Here is a 14,449-nt window from a genome sequence, read left to right as displayed (position 1 = left end):
CACAAATAAAATCATTAATATGAAAACCAAAAATTTACTGCCAGGGCTGGCTATTGCGCTGATTTGCCTTGTTGCTTGTAAGAAGCAGCCTTATCGAATTCCTGAAATCAGTACTACTGAATTTAGGGTAGAAAACAAATCAATTTATTTAACTCAAGCTGTTGTTTTAGCTGCTCAGGATTCTACCGGAGCCGACAATTACATTTGGAATTATGGCGATGGCTCAGTCGAAGTTAAAGGAAGTAAGGCAGAACACAGGTATAAAAAATCCGGAGTTTTTGAGATTTCGCTAACAGTAGCCGGCAATACTTCTAAAACCAAAATAAGAGTGTTTCCCGGAGATATAAGTTATCAAATAAAAAATAACAGCAGTTTCGAAATGAACTTAGATTCTTATGTTAACCTTCCTCAAAATACTGTTAAATCTATATTAAAACCAAATGCGATTTCTGATACTATTTTTGTTAAATTACAAGTTACAGGAAATCTTCTGCATGTTACAAATATCAGTGGTATCACGAAAGGCAAAGCTTTTCGTTTTGATGATATGTTTTGGCAAAAGGATTCAAGACACAATATTCTTACTGTAGATAATAAGAGTAAAATCCAACTTGGAATTCACGGAGAAACAGGCATTAGCTCAACTTTAGAGAAGCTGTAGCGAAAGTAAAATATCTAATTTTAAGTTTAAATTAGTTGGAGCATAAAAAAACCCATTTCTATTAAGAAATGGGTTTTATATTTAATCCTTCGACAAGCTCAGGATGAAAGTTGAAGTTATCCGTTCAATGCGGCTGCACCACTTACAATCTCTGTTAATTCAGTTGTGATTGCTGCCTGACGAGCCTGGTTATAAGAAAGTTTTAAGGCTTTTAATAATTCACCAGCATTTTCAGTTGCTTTATCCATTGATGTCATACGTGCGCCGTGTTCAGATGCATGAGAATCTAATACTGCTTTATATAACTGAATTTTAATCGATTTAGGGATTAACTCTTCTACGATTTCTTCTTGCGAAGGTTCTAAAATGTAATCTACATTTGCAGTTTTCGCATCTGCAGCGGCCGGCTCTGCTTTTGGCAAAGGCAACAATTGTTCAGTGGTAATAAATTGAACTGCTGCATTTCTGAAACGGTTGTAAACCACTTCTACTTTATCAAACTCACCTTTAATAAAACCAGCCATAATCAAATCCGTAATTTTGGTTACGTTTTCGAAAGTCAGGGCCGAGTATACTTCGTTATTGTTACCAATAACATTGTATTTACGTTTTTCGTAAAAATCCTGCGTTTTCTTACCAATAGAGATAATACTTACGTTACCGTTTTTTAACTGTTCGCTATATTTCTCGGCAATTAAATTGTTGGCCGCCTTAATTACGTTCATGTTAAAAGCACCAGCCAAACCACGGTTAGATGATACCGTTACAATTAAAACCTTATTAGGTTCACGCTCCTGAATAAAAGGTGACGAAGAACCCTCTAAACTTGCCGAAAGATTTCCTAAAATTTCTTTCAGTTTAGTTGCATAAGGACGTAAAGCGATAATTGCATTAGTCGCACGTTTCAACTTCGCAGCCGAAACCATTTTCATAGCTTTGGTAATCTGCTGGGTCGATTGTACCGATGCAATCCGGTTTCTTACTTCTTTTAAATTAGCCATTCTTTTTTAGTATCGAGTATTAAGTATCAAGTATCAAGATTGGATTTTCATCCTGTGTTAATACTTGAAACTCGCTAACCTGTATCTAATTAATCTATCTTATTTCATCAGTAATAAGTATCAAGATTAGGCTTTTACCCTTTCTTGATACTTGATACTAACTACTTTATACTTATTAGTATTTACTTGAAATCTCTTTTGCTACAGTATCTAAAACACCGGTAATGCTGTCATCAAATTTACCAGCCTTTAAAGCCGCTAAAGTTTCCGGATGACGTAATTCCAATTGAGTTAAAAATTCAGTTTCAAATTCTTTAACCTTATTCACCGGAACGCTGCGCATTAAGTTTTTAGTACCAGCATAAACAATTGCAACTTGTTTCTCAACAGTAAATGGAGAGAACTGCGCTTGTTTCAACATTTCCACGTTACGTGCACCTTTATCTAAAACCGATTTCGTTGCAGCATCCAAGTCAGAACCGAATTTAGAGAAGGCCTCTAACTCGCGGTATTGAGCCTGATCTAACTTTAAAGTACCTGCTACTTTTTTCATCGATTTGATTTGAGCGTTACCACCCACACGCGATACCGAGATACCTACGTTAATCGCCGGACGAATACCGGAGTTGAACAAATTCGACTCTAAGAAAATCTGACCATCCGTAATCGAAATTACGTTAGTTGGAATATATGCAGAAACGTCGCCCGCTTGGGTTTCGATAATCGGTAAAGCAGTTAATGAACCACCACCTTTAACGATATGTTTAATCGACTCAGGTAAATCATTCATCGCTTTTGCAATATCATCATTCGCGTTAATTTTTGCAGCTCTTTCTAACAAACGACTATGTAAATAGAACACATCACCCGGATATGCCTCACGGCCCGGTGGACGACGAAGTAATAGAGACACCTCGCGGTAAGCAACAGCTTGTTTAGATAAATCATCATAAACAATTAAAGCCGGTCTGCCTGTATCACGGAAAAACTCACCAATTGCAGCACCAGCAAACGGCGCATAAAACTGCATCGGAGCAGGATCAGCAGCCGAAGCAGCAACAACAACTGTATATGGTAAAGCGCCATTTTCCTCTAGTGTACGTACAATGTTGGCAACGGTAGAGTTTTTCTGACCGATAGCCACATAAATACAGAACACCGGCTGGCCTGCTTCATAAAATTCTTTTTGGTTGATAATGGTATCGATACAAACGGCAGTTTTACCAATCTGACGGTCGCCAATAACCAACTCACGTTGACCACGACCGATTGGAATCATTGCATCGATTGCTTTGATACCAGTTTGTAAAGGCTCATTTACCGGCTGACGATAAATTACACCCGGTGCTTTACGCTCTAAAGGCATTTCATAAGTTTCACCTAAGATTGGACCTTTACCATCTAAAGGCTCTCCTAAAGTGTTCACCACGCGGCCAAGCATACCTTCACCAACTTTAATAGAGGCAATTTTTTTGGTACGTTTAATTGTATCACCTTCTTTTATCTCGTCAGATGCACCCAAAAGTACCACACCAACGTTATCTTCTTCAAGGTTTAATACAATGCCTTGCAGGCCATTCGCAAATTCAACCAACTCTCCCGATTGAACTTTAGTTAAACCGTAAACACGGGCAATACCGTCGCCCACTTGCAACACGGTACCAACTTCTTCCAGTTCGGTTTCTGATTTAAAGCCCGCCAATTGCTGTCTTATAATTGCCGATACTTCGTCTGGTCTTACCTCTACCATAATTTTAATTATATCTTTTTGTAAATGTAAATCTTGTAGTTCTTTTGTTATTCTGGTCCCGCTTTTTGCTTTAGTCTTTTTGCTTTCAGCTTCAAAGCCTATCGCTGCCAATCGGGTTTATATATTTTAGCGCTGTAGTTCTTCTGTTATTTCAGTATCTCTCAAATCGTAAATTGCAATTTTCAAATGCCAGTTTTCAATCTTGATACTTGATACTAAATACTTCTAATGCGCAAATTCCTTTTTTAGTTTACTTAATCCGCTGGCAATACTTGCATCAAACTGCTTATCACCAACCTTTAAAACAAAACCGCCAATTAGTTTTTCGTCAATTTTTTCTTTAACAATAACCTCATTAGCGCCTAATTCTCTTTTTACAATGGCAACAATCTGTTCTTTAGCTGCAGCACTTAAAGCGGTTGCCGTAGTTACATCAGCAGTAACAATTCCTTTTATTAAGTTATATTGTTGTACAAATTGTTTTGCAGTAGCAAATAAGATAGATGACCGGCCTTTATTCACAACAATCTTGAAGAAAGCGATGGTTAACTTATTTACTTTATCGGCAAAAACACCATTTAAAATACCAGTCTTTTTGTCCAAAGGAACAATCGGGTTCTTTAATATTGCTTCCAGTTCAGGGGTTTCATCAACCACTTTCTCAAACAAAACCATGTCATTATAAGAAGCTTCCAGCGCGTTATTTTCAACGGCTAAGTCTATTAATGATTTGGCGTATCTGCTTGCAACTTTTATTTCTGACATATTTTTAGGTGTAAGATGTGAGATGTAAAATGGAAGATTTGAGAACAAATCTCAAATCTATATCTGGTGTCTCAAATCTATTTTCTCAAAACTAGTTTAATTCAACGTCTTTTAACAAGTTAGCCACTAAAGCTTCCTGTTTGGATTTATCATCTAACTGCGTACGTAAAACACGTTCAGCAATTTCTAACGATAATGTAGAAACCTGGTCTTTAACTTCAGCTAGCGCCGCTTTCTTTTGGTTTTCGATTTCGATTTTAGCTTTTTCAATTAATTTCGAACCTTCAACCTGAGCTTGTTTTTTAGCTTCATTCAAGATACCATCTTTCAAGGTTTTAGCTTCCTTTAAGATTTCGTCGCGTTCAGCACGGGCTTGTTGCATCAAATCCTGATTTTGAGCAGTTAAACGAGCCATTTCCTGTTTGGCTAACTCTGCTTTGTTCAATGCCTCATCAATGCTCTGCTCACGTTCGTGAATCGCACCTAAAATAGGTTTCCATGCAAACTTTCTAAGTAAAATCAATAAGCAGATAAATGCTAATGATGTCCAAAAAACCAATCCTATGCTTGGGGTTACTAAATCCATTTTATCTAATTTTTTTAATCTTAATCTTGTTAATTAAGATAGAGTAAATAACCAATCGTTAAATACTCTATCTAATTTTTTTTCAGTTTGAATTACTGAGGATTGTTACCTAATAATGCAACTACTACACCGAATAAAGCAGCACCCTCAATAAGGGCAGCAGCGATAATCATTGCAGTCTGAATTTTTGATGCAGCTTCCGGCTGACGAGCAATACCTTCCATTGCTTTACCACCTACTTGACCGATACCGATACCTGCACCGATTACTGCTAAACCGGCACCGATTGCCGCGATTGAACCTACCATAACTAATTTAATTTATATTAATTGTAAAAAATAGTTTTCTGTTAATGATGTTCTTCTACTGCCATACCAATAAATAAGGCAGTAAGTAATGTAAAAATAAAGGCCTGTAAAAATGCCACTAACAATTCTAACACATCCATAAATAAAACGAATGCAACTGAAACCGGAGCAATAGCCAATGTTTCGAAAATAAATATTAAGGAAATTAAACTTAATACGATAATGTGACCTGCCGTAATGTTTGCAAATAAACGAATCATTAAAGCGAACGGCTTTGAAATGATACCGATTAACTCAACAGGAATCATAATCGGATACAACCAGAATGGAACATCAGGCTTAAAGATGTGCTTCCAGTAATATTTGTTACCGTTTATGTTAACGATAATCATTGTACCTAAAGCCATAACAAAAGTTAAAGCAATATTACCCGTAACGTTTGCACCACCGGGAAAAATCGGGATAAGACCAAAAATATTGTTAAACAGAATAAAGAAAAACGTAGTTAATAAATACGGCATGAATTTCGCATATTTATGACCAATGTTTGGTTTGGCAATATCATCCCTTACGAAAATAATTATTGGCTCAATGAAAGACTGCAAACCTTTCGGAGATTTACCAACACGTTTTTTGTAAGCACCCGCAACCGAAATAAATACGATCAAAATAACCAATATTGCAACAAACATTGCTGCAACATTTTTAGTAATAGAGAAATCCAGAACAGATGCTTCTTCATCGATTTTACCATCAGCACCAACCACTTTAATATGATCTTCTTCTAAGCGGTAAGTATTGTATTTACCAACATAATCATGTTCGCCATGGTGAAAATTACCTGAAGAGAAAACTTCTAAACCACCATTTGTATATAAAATTACCGGAAGCGGTAATGAAGTATGACCCCATAGATGCCACATGTGCGAATCGGCAATGTGCTCCATAATTACCTTAGTAGGCTCGAATTTCTCTTTACCATGTTCTACGGCACCATGCTGACCGGAAACTGCTTCAGCAGATTCAGCTACAACGCTATCAACAGGAATAACAGCACTATCAACTTGAGCGAAAGTATCAATTTTGATAGATAAAAACGCGATTAAAAGCGTAAAAACAACAATTACCTTCTTAACTTTTGATACTAAAACTTGGTTACAATCCATTTATTGGCAGATTTTTACTTTAAATTTTGGTGGCGCAAGTTACGTAACAAACAGTATATTTCAAAGACTGAAAACAATAAATATAAAGAAAAAAAATTTAGGAGAAATACAACACCTATTCCCTTCTCTTTTATACTGTAAATCAGCACAAAAGCCATACAAAAAATCATCTTCACTGCAATTGATCCCATAATGGCCATAATACCGACTTCCGGATCGCGTTTTATGCCGATATCGACAAGTACATAAGCTATAAAAGTTATGCCTGCCAGAAAACTGAACATGAGCCAAAAGTTTTTAACGAAAAGCTGCGTATCAGGAAATAACATGGGTAAAGCAGCGATAATGCCGATTAAAAGCCCAACAAATATTAAATAGGAACTGGTAAATTTGGCTAGCGTCAATGGAATAATTTATTTGCAAATAAAAACTCCGGCAAAGATAAGATTTTAGCATCAAGTAACTAGTGCAGGAGCGAATTTATTAGGTTGCTTAACTGTTTAAATCGATTAAGTGGTTAACGGATACAAAAAGCCTAATTTTAAGATACTGCTTAATTGATAATTTGGTGAACTGAAAACTGTCAACTGAAAACAAAAAATGCCTAATAAAAATTTAAAATGGATAACTGTTTGAATTATTGTGTTGGTAGGTTAGCTGAAAAAAATTGTTCTGATTGTTTGATTGCTTAATTGTTAAACGGATACAGGCTAACAGCCTAATTTGTTAATTGAGCGAATTGTAAAATTGTTTATATTTTCCGCAACAAAATTGAAAACGATTAACTGAAAACTACCAACCGATATGAACTTTCAGCAATAAAACCATTTAACAATTCAATAATAAAGCAATTTATCTCGTAACCTGCCTGATCGCCTGATATAAAGCAATACCAACCCCTGCAAGGGCAAAAACTGCTGTTATGATATTGGTTTTGCTCCCTCGATGTTCATCTATTTTGTAGCCTATAAAAGTTAACAACCCGATAGTCGCAATCATCTGAAAACCTATAGCCGAGTATTTCACCGCTGCATTAGCCTTTTTTCCGCCATTTTCATCTTTAGGGTTTCCCATTTTTTAATGCAATAATTAAGTTAACTTTGAATAATTAAATTTGTTGCCTGGTAAAATATTTTTACTTAAAATTTGTTTATTATATTATAACTAACGCGATTTTTTATACTTGAAAAATAACATCAGAAAAGCCTTATATTTCTTAATTTTCATTTTAAGCAGTCTTTTTATTTGTGGCTGCGTGGCCAATAAAGATACTGCCGTAGACCGTAAGATGCAAAACTTAACGGCTAGGTATAACTATATATATAACTCAAATGTTTTATTAACAGAATACAACGAAGGTTTGTTGCAAACTTATTCTGATAATTACGAGAAAATCCTGTCTGTTTATTTAGATCCGGAGCCACAGCTTACTTTAACCTTAACCCCAGGCGCTGCAAACAAACCCCTTGATGAAATTATTTTTAAAGGTCAAACGATTATCAACGAGAAAAGCTTTAGTAATTATATAGATGATGCTTATATGCTTTTAGGTAAAGCAAATTATTTAAAAGGTAATTATTTTATTGCATCAGAATATTTCGATTATACTGCTAAAACCTACAGCAGCAATTTAAAAACCTTCATTATGGCTATGAACTGGAAAGCCAGAAGCCAGATGGAGTTAAATAATATGGCATATGCAGATAAAATTCTGGACACCATGTTGCGTGCTCAGGATGAATTGAAAAAGGATTTACCTGAGCCTTTAGCGACCACAGCACAGATGCGCATTTATCAAAAAAGAAATAAAGAAGCCATCTTATTACTGGAATCGGCAATAAAAAATGCAGATGAAAAACAGTTAAGAATTCGCTGGCAATATATCCTTGCCCAGTTGCAGGAAAAAGAAAATGACTTCCAAAATGCATTTATTAATTATACGAAGGTTGAAAACAGTAATGCGCCATTTGAATTGTATTTCCATGCAAATCTGCAGCGTATAAAAGTTCGTGCTTTAATAAGCGGGTATAAAATAAATGAAGATAAGGCGCTGCTGGCTTTATTAAAAGATGATAAGAATACCGATTACACAGACCAGATTTATTACCAGGTTGGCGAACTATTTTCGAAAGAAAGCAACTTTGCAAAGGCAGAAGAAAATTATCAAAAATCGGCACAAAAAAGCATAAAAAATGTAAATCAAAAAGCACTTTCCTATTTAAGAATTGCCGATCTAAATTTTAATGAATTTAAAAATTACATTAAAGCTAAAGCATATTACGACAGCACGGTAAACATTATGCCTAAGGGCTTCCCCGATTACGATAATATTGTTAAAAAATCACAAAATCTTCAGTATTTATCTGACAGATATACCCTAATTTCAAAAGAAGATACTTTGCAGGCCATTGCAAGGTTACCGGAAACAGAAAGAGCAGCTAAAATAAAAGAATATCTAAGACCTAAAGTCGAGGTTTCAACAATTCCAAACACGAATGTCCAATCCTTAAATAGTTCTGGTTTCCCTGCGCAAAGCGTAAGTGTTTCTGCCAGTAGCGGAACAACAGCTAGTACATTTTATTTTAATAATAATGCAGCGATTAGTAATGGTTTTGCAGATTTTAAAAAGCGATGGGGAAACCGGCCACTGGAAGACAACTGGCGCCAGAGTGTGCGTACTTCAGCACAGGAAACCAATCAGGTTTTAGCAGGCGGAAATATAGCGAATGGCATTACACCAATTAATAATACGGCGAATGCTTTAGCAGATCAAACCTCAGTAGAAAAACAATTTTCAGATGCTTTACCATTAACACCTGCATTGGTTGCTGCATCAAATCAAAAAATTATCGATGCTTACTTTGAAATAGCGAGTTTTTATCAGCAGGAGTTAAATGATAAAGATGAAGCGAATAAAGTTTACCTGGAGTTGCTCAAACGTTTTCCTGACAATAATCATCTTGCTGCGATTTATTACAGCCTATACTTGAATTATAAAGGCAATGAAGAGGGCAAAGCGAGCGAATATCGCCAGTTGGTTTTAACAAAATTCCCCGAATCCAATTTTGCGAAAACCATTCTTGATCCATCGTATTCGTCGAAACAAGATGCATTGGAAAATGCCATTAATCAAAGCTATAATCTTGCTTTCGATGCTTATGCAAAAAAGGATTACCCGAGCGTTATTAAACAATCAAACGACAACATAGCTGCTTATCCGAATAATGATTTAGCGCCTCAATATGCCTACCTGAAGGCCATCGCCATCGGCAGAACCTCGAAAGTTAATGCACTTTTAACCGAATTCAATTTAATTACAACGCTTTATCCGAATGATCTCATTATAACACCCCTGGTACGCGATCATTTAAAATACATTGAAGCCAACCTGGAAGAATTTAAACAAAGACCTGTTGCTTTAGTCGATTTTGATTCGAACGAACCAAGATTTGTGAGCCAATCTAAACCGGCAGATATTAAACCTAAGCCGATAGAAAATATTAATGCCGCTGTTACCCCTGAAAAGAAGGAAGTCGTAACCAAAACTATCGAAAAACCGGCAGAAAATAAAGCCGATGCCGCTAAACCGCTAAGCATATTTAGTACGGCAACCTCAAATACCTATTATTATGTGATAGATGTTGCCGATGCTTCCTTAACTTTGAGCTCTTCCAGATTTGGTATAGGCCAATTCAATCGCGGCAATTATCCGGATAATGACTTGGCTCATAAATTGGTGGAGTTAGATGACGACCAGTTAATTTATGTAACCAGTTTTGTTGATTTGGAAGATGCTAAAATTTATGAAGAAAGTATTAAAGGCCAGCTGAAAAATATAATGAAAGTGCCGGCAACAAAGTATAAATCCTTCATCATCAGTAAAGAAAATTTCGAAAAACTAACGGATAGAACTCGTGTTAACGAATATCTGGAGTTTTACAAAAACAATTATTAAAATGAACAAATCCCTTTCTGCAGCCGATATTAAAAGATATAATCTTCGAATTTGGAAAATTGTAATCGGCGGTATTGCAATATTTACCATTTTTATTTCCATGATAGGGTTCGGCCTTTTTGGCAGCCTGCCTTCATTCAGAGATATTGAGCATCCGAAAAGCAATCAGGCTTCAGAAATTATCGCCGAAGATGGCAGAACACTCGGAACTTACTTCGTTCAGAACCGTTCGAATGTTACTTATAAAGAGATTTCACCGAATGTAATCAACGGCCTGATTGCCACAGAAGATACCCGTTTTAAGGATCACTCCGGAATTGACTTCCAGCGTACTTTTACCATTATCGGCTACAACTTAATTGGCAAAAAACAAGGTGGCAGTACCATTACGCAGCAATTGGCGTTGAATTTATTTTCTGAAGAAGGCAGACAGCGAAACTTTTTTAAACGCGTGATGCAAAAGTTTAAAGAATGGGTGGTTGCGGTTAAACTGGAAAGGAATTACACCAAAGAAGAAATCATCACCATGTACTTAAATACGGTTGATTTCGGCAATCAGGCTTATGGAATTAAATCGGCTGCAAGGGTTTACTTCAATACCACACCGGATAAATTAACCGTTCCTCAGGCCGCAACTTTAGTTGGTATGCAAAAAGGCATTACCATGTATTCTCCAACCCGAAATCCCGAACGTTCCAAAGCAAGAAGGAACACGGTTATGGCGATGATGGTTAAATCTGATTTCTTAACGCAGCAACAATTCGATGAGGAAAAAGAAACTCCGTTAAATCTTCACTTTAATGCAGCAACGGTTAACGACGGCATTGCGCCCTATTTCAGGTCGGTTTTAAAAAATGATATTAAAAGCATTTTTGAAGAACAAGGGATTACAAAACCTGATGGAACTTCTTACGACCTGGATCGCGATGGTTTAAAGATTTATACAACTTTAAACTACGATATGCAGGAATATGCCGAAGCCGCTCAGAAAGAATATATGAAAATACTTCAGGCGCAGTTCCTGAATAGCTGGAAAGGAAGAAATCCGTTTAAGGATAAGGCACTGCAAATTGAACAGGGCATTAAACGTTCTGACCGTTATAAGGCTGCCAAACTTGATGGTAAAACCGATGAAGAAATTAAAACAGAATTTAATACACCAACAGACTTGACCATTTTTACCTGGAAAGGAAATGTTGATACCACCATGAAACCGATCGATTCTGTACGTTATTATAAAATGCTTTTACGCAATGCGATGATGAGTATGGACCCGACAACCGGATATGTAAAAGCCTGGGTTGGCGGCATCAATTACGAGCATTTTAAATATGATCAGGTAAAAATGGGTACACGCCAGGTGGGTTCTACAGCAAAACCCTTTACCTATGCGGTTGCGGTAGAAAATGGTTTTTCGCCATGTTTAACCGTTCCAAATGTACCTGTAACCATAGAAGGTTACGGCGAACCGTACACACCCAGATCTTCCGGAAAACCGCTGGAAGGTGCCATAACTTTACAAAAAGCCCTTGCTTATTCTCAAAACTATGTCACGGCATACCTGATGAAACAGGTTGGTCCGGTAGCGGTTGCCAACCTGGCGACTAAAATGGGTATACCGAACGTACCTGCTTACCCATCAATCTGCCTGGGCTCCTTTGATGCCTCCGTATACAATATGGTTGGCGCCTATGGAGCCTTCGCCAATAAAGGCGTTTATACGCAGCCTGTTTATTTATTAAGGATTGAAGATAAAAATGGCGTGGTGCTCTTTTCTCAGAAACCAATACCGAAACCGATTATGAGTGAAGAGGTTGCCTATGTGATGACGAGAATGCTTAAAGGTGTGGTAACGAACGGTACAGGATCGCGGTTGAATTATAAATATAAGGTTAATGCTCCAATCGGCGGTAAAACAGGCACAACCCAGAATAACTCTGATGGTTGGTTTATGGCCGTTACGCCTCAACTGGTTACCGGTATCTGGACAGGTTGTGAAGACCGGGCTTTCCATTTTATCAGCACCAATCAGGGTGAAGGTGCAAACACGGCCCTTCCTATTTTTGCAGGCTTTATAAAAAGAGTTTATGCAAACCCCAAATTAAAAATCAGTCATGCTGATTTTGAAGCGCCAAAATCGGGCGTTTCAATTGTATTTGATTGTAATCAATATCAAAAGGAGGAAGAAGGAACGACAGAATTAGATGAGAAGCTTGGTTTTTAAGATTAAACTAGTTTTTTAAATATTTGCGTGTTGGCTTAAAAAAATATTTTTTGTTACATAAAGATTTGGTTTAAAAAATCAGTCTTTTTTGATAGTTACATTGAAGCAAATTTTATATCAATTTTTCCCATCCTTTTAAAAGATAGATTTTCACTTTGGAATCCTATTTTTGTATTTAAATGAGCAGTTTCGATCATAAAACAGCATTAACCGCGATTCCACATAAACCGGGTGTGTACCAATACTGGGATGCAGACGGGAAGTTAATGTATATCGGAAAAGCAAAAGATCTGCGGAATCGGGTTGGCTCTTATTTCAATAGTGATAAGAATCAATTCAACGGTAAAACCCGCGTGCTCGTTTCTAAAATCAGGAAGATAACTTTTACGATTGTTGATACTGAAATTGATGCCTGGTTACTGGAAAACAGCTTAATCAAGAAACATCAGCCTAAGTTTAACATCAATTTAAAAGATGATAAAACTTATCCCTGGATTATCGTTAAAAATGAAAATTACCCCAGAATTTACTGGACAAGGAAAGTCATTAAAGACGGCTCAACCTATTTCGGCCCCTACGGCTCCATAGGTATGATGCATACCATACTGGATTTGATAAAGGAAACCTATCCGCTAAGAACCTGCTCTTTACCCTTAAACGATAAAAATATTGCCGAAGGAAAATTTAAGGTTTGCCTGGAATATCAGATAGGAAATTGCAAGGGGCCATGCCAGGCCTATCAAACCGAAAGTGATTACGATAAAAACATCAGTGAAATAAAAGAAATTCTTAACGGCAAAATAGGTAATGTTATCCGTGATGTTAAAAACATTATTAAAACAGCTTCGGAAGAACTGAATTTCGAATTGGCGCACCAGTACTCGAGAAGGTTACAGGTTTTGGAAAAATACCAAAGTAAATCAACCGTTGTAAATAGTGCGATTACCAATGTTGATGTGGTCAGTATTGCTTCTGATGAGCGATATGCCTTTGTGAATTACCTGAAAGTAATGAATGGAACAATCATTCAAACGCAGACTATTGAGGTTAAAAAGCAGTTAGATGAAAGCGATGATGAAATTTTAACGCTGGCTTTACTCGATTTCAGAACAAAATTCAGCAGTACTTCAAGAGAAATTATCGTGCCTTTTGAGCCTTCGCTGGAAGATGAAAGTTTGCGTTTTACGGTACCAAAACTTGGGGAGAAGAAGAAACTTTTAGAGTTATCCCAAAAGAATGTTTTATTTTTTAAGAAAGAAAAACTAAATCAGTACGAAAAGTTAAATCCAGATTTACGCACCGACCGCATTCTGACAACCATGCAGAAGGATTTACGCTTAACGCAACTTCCTAAGCACATAGAATGTTTCGATAACTCCAATTTCCAGGGGAAATACCCGGTTTCGGCCATTGTCGTTTTCAAAGATGCTAAACCATCTAAAAAAGATTACCGCCATTTTAACGTGAAAACTGTTGAGGGTCCAAATGATTTCGCTACCATGGAAGAAGCTGTCTTCCGTCGCTACAGAAGAATGTTAGATGAAAATCAACCGTTACCCCAGTTAATCATAATTGATGGTGGTAAGGGCCAGCTATCATCAGCAGTAAAGAGTTTAAAACTGCTTGGAATTGAAAATAAAGTAACGATAATTGGTATTGCAAAAAGACTGGAAGAATTGTTCTACCCCGGAGATTCATACCCCCTCTATCTGGATAAGAAATCCGAAACATTAAAAGTAATTCAGCAACTCCGTGATGAAGCCCACCGTTTTGGTATTACTTTTCACCGCAAAAAACGTGATCAGGGTACCCTTAAAACTGAGCTTGAACAAATTGAAGGCATTGGCAAAAACACCGCAGATAAGTTATTAACGCATTTTAAATCTGTTAAGAAGATTAAAGAGGCAACAGCACAGGAATTGGCAGACATCCTCAATAAAAAACAAATAATTACGTTGCAGGCGTATTTTAAAACCATATGATTCAACCAACCTGTTAAAACTAATATTAATGCCCTTCTTAGCCACAAAAAA

The 14,449-nt window shown here is 36.7% G+C and carries 12 protein-coding genes; 4 read left to right on the top strand and 8 right to left on the bottom strand.

Annotated elements, in window-relative coordinates; translation table 11 throughout:
- Window positions 1-19: 19 nt before the first annotated feature.
- Window positions 20-661, top strand: coding sequence for a PKD domain-containing protein (locus O0931_RS17035; protein WP_269416685.1), 642 nt, complete (start codon window positions 20-22; stop codon window positions 659-661).
- Between the two features lie 116 nt (window positions 662-777).
- Here the strand turns inward: O0931_RS17035 and atpG are convergent, their stop codons facing one another.
- From atpG to O0931_RS16995, 8 genes are all read right to left on the bottom strand, one after another.
- Window positions 778-1,662, bottom strand: coding sequence for an ATP synthase F1 subunit gamma (gene atpG, locus O0931_RS17030; protein WP_269416684.1), 885 nt, complete (start codon window positions 1,660-1,662; stop codon window positions 778-780).
- 175 nt (window positions 1,663-1,837) lie between these two features.
- Complete coding sequence (atpA, locus tag O0931_RS17025) at window positions 1,838-3,412, bottom strand: F0F1 ATP synthase subunit alpha (RefSeq protein WP_055912900.1); 1,575 nt, start codon at window positions 3,410-3,412, stop codon at window positions 1,838-1,840.
- A 225-nt stretch (window positions 3,413-3,637) separates the two neighbouring features.
- A complete protein-coding gene (gene atpH, locus O0931_RS17020) occupies window positions 3,638-4,177 on the bottom strand; it encodes an ATP synthase F1 subunit delta (RefSeq protein ID WP_269416683.1) in 540 nt (179 codons plus the stop codon).
- Window positions 4,178-4,268: 91 nt separating this feature from the next.
- Window positions 4,269-4,763 carry a F0F1 ATP synthase subunit B gene (locus tag O0931_RS17015; protein ID WP_269416682.1) on the bottom strand — a complete coding sequence of 165 codons (495 nt, stop codon included), beginning with the start codon at window positions 4,761-4,763 and terminating at the stop codon, window positions 4,269-4,271.
- A gap of 92 nt (window positions 4,764-4,855) precedes the next feature.
- Window positions 4,856-5,071, bottom strand: a complete 216-nt coding sequence (gene atpE, locus O0931_RS17010) for an ATP synthase F0 subunit C (RefSeq protein WP_056087863.1) — start codon at window positions 5,069-5,071, stop codon at window positions 4,856-4,858.
- A 41-nt stretch (window positions 5,072-5,112) separates the two neighbouring features.
- Window positions 5,113-6,237 carry a F0F1 ATP synthase subunit A gene (gene atpB, locus O0931_RS17005; RefSeq protein ID WP_269416681.1) on the bottom strand — a complete coding sequence of 375 codons (1,125 nt, stop codon included), beginning with the start codon at window positions 6,235-6,237 and terminating at the stop codon, window positions 5,113-5,115.
- 14 nt (window positions 6,238-6,251) lie between these two features.
- Window positions 6,252-6,521, bottom strand: coding sequence for a hypothetical protein (locus O0931_RS17000; RefSeq protein WP_269416680.1), 270 nt, complete (start codon window positions 6,519-6,521; stop codon window positions 6,252-6,254).
- Between the two features lie 568 nt (window positions 6,522-7,089).
- Entirely contained in the window at window positions 7,090-7,311 is a 222-nt protein-coding gene (locus O0931_RS16995) for an AtpZ/AtpI family protein (RefSeq protein ID WP_269416679.1), read from the bottom strand.
- A 109-nt stretch (window positions 7,312-7,420) separates the two neighbouring features.
- Between O0931_RS16995 and porW the strand changes: the two genes are divergently transcribed.
- The 3 genes from porW to uvrC all read left to right on the top strand — a co-directional run bounded on the left by porW (window position 7,421) and on the right by uvrC (window position 14,398).
- Window positions 7,421-10,192 (top strand): type IX secretion system periplasmic lipoprotein PorW/SprE, encoded by a 2,772-nt coding sequence (porW, locus tag O0931_RS16990; protein WP_269416678.1) that lies wholly within the window; start codon window positions 7,421-7,423, stop codon window positions 10,190-10,192.
- 1 nt (window position 10,193) lies between these two features.
- Window positions 10,194-12,416 carry a transglycosylase domain-containing protein gene (locus O0931_RS16985; protein ID WP_269416677.1) on the top strand — a complete coding sequence of 741 codons (2,223 nt, stop codon included), beginning with the start codon at window positions 10,194-10,196 and terminating at the stop codon, window positions 12,414-12,416.
- A 179-nt stretch (window positions 12,417-12,595) separates the two neighbouring features.
- Window positions 12,596-14,398, top strand: coding sequence for an excinuclease ABC subunit UvrC (gene uvrC, locus O0931_RS16980; protein ID WP_269416676.1), 1,803 nt, complete (start codon window positions 12,596-12,598; stop codon window positions 14,396-14,398).
- Window positions 14,399-14,449: the final 51 nt, after the last annotated feature.

The sequence above is a fragment of the Pedobacter rhodius genome (genome assembly GCF_027213645.1).
Taxonomy (GTDB): Bacteria; Bacteroidota; Bacteroidia; order Sphingobacteriales; family Sphingobacteriaceae; genus Pedobacter; species Pedobacter rhodius.
This window is presented reverse-complemented; position numbering and strand designations above follow the sequence as displayed.

What these genes read in the sequence shown, in the direction of transcription:
- atpG (WP_269416684.1), bottom strand. Translation starts at nt 1,662, where the DNA reads ATGGCTAATTTAAAAGAAGTAAGAAACCGGATTGCATCGGTACAATCG.
- O0931_RS16995 (WP_269416679.1), bottom strand. Translation starts at nt 7,311, where the DNA reads ATGGGAAACCCTAAAGATGAAAATGGCGGAAAAAAGGCTAATGCAGCG.
- atpE (WP_056087863.1), bottom strand. Translation starts at nt 5,071, where the DNA reads ATGGTAGGTTCAATCGCGGCAATCGGTGCCGGTTTAGCAGTAATCGGT.
- atpB (WP_269416681.1), bottom strand. Translation starts at nt 6,237, where the DNA reads ATGGATTGTAACCAAGTTTTAGTATCAAAAGTTAAGAAGGTAATTGTT.
- O0931_RS17015 (WP_269416682.1), bottom strand. Translation starts at nt 4,763, where the DNA reads ATGGATTTAGTAACCCCAAGCATAGGATTGGTTTTTTGGACATCATTA.
- O0931_RS16985 (WP_269416677.1), top strand. Translation starts at nt 10,194, where the DNA reads ATGAACAAATCCCTTTCTGCAGCCGATATTAAAAGATATAATCTTCGA.
- atpA (WP_055912900.1), bottom strand. Translation starts at nt 3,412, where the DNA reads ATGGTAGAGGTAAGACCAGACGAAGTATCGGCAATTATAAGACAGCAA.
- O0931_RS17000 (WP_269416680.1), bottom strand. Translation starts at nt 6,521, where the DNA reads ATGTTCAGTTTTCTGGCAGGCATAACTTTTATAGCTTATGTACTTGTC.
- uvrC (WP_269416676.1), top strand. Translation starts at nt 12,596, where the DNA reads ATGAGCAGTTTCGATCATAAAACAGCATTAACCGCGATTCCACATAAA.
- atpH (WP_269416683.1), bottom strand. Translation starts at nt 4,177, where the DNA reads ATGTCAGAAATAAAAGTTGCAAGCAGATACGCCAAATCATTAATAGAC.
- O0931_RS17035 (WP_269416685.1), top strand. Translation starts at nt 20, where the DNA reads ATGAAAACCAAAAATTTACTGCCAGGGCTGGCTATTGCGCTGATTTGC.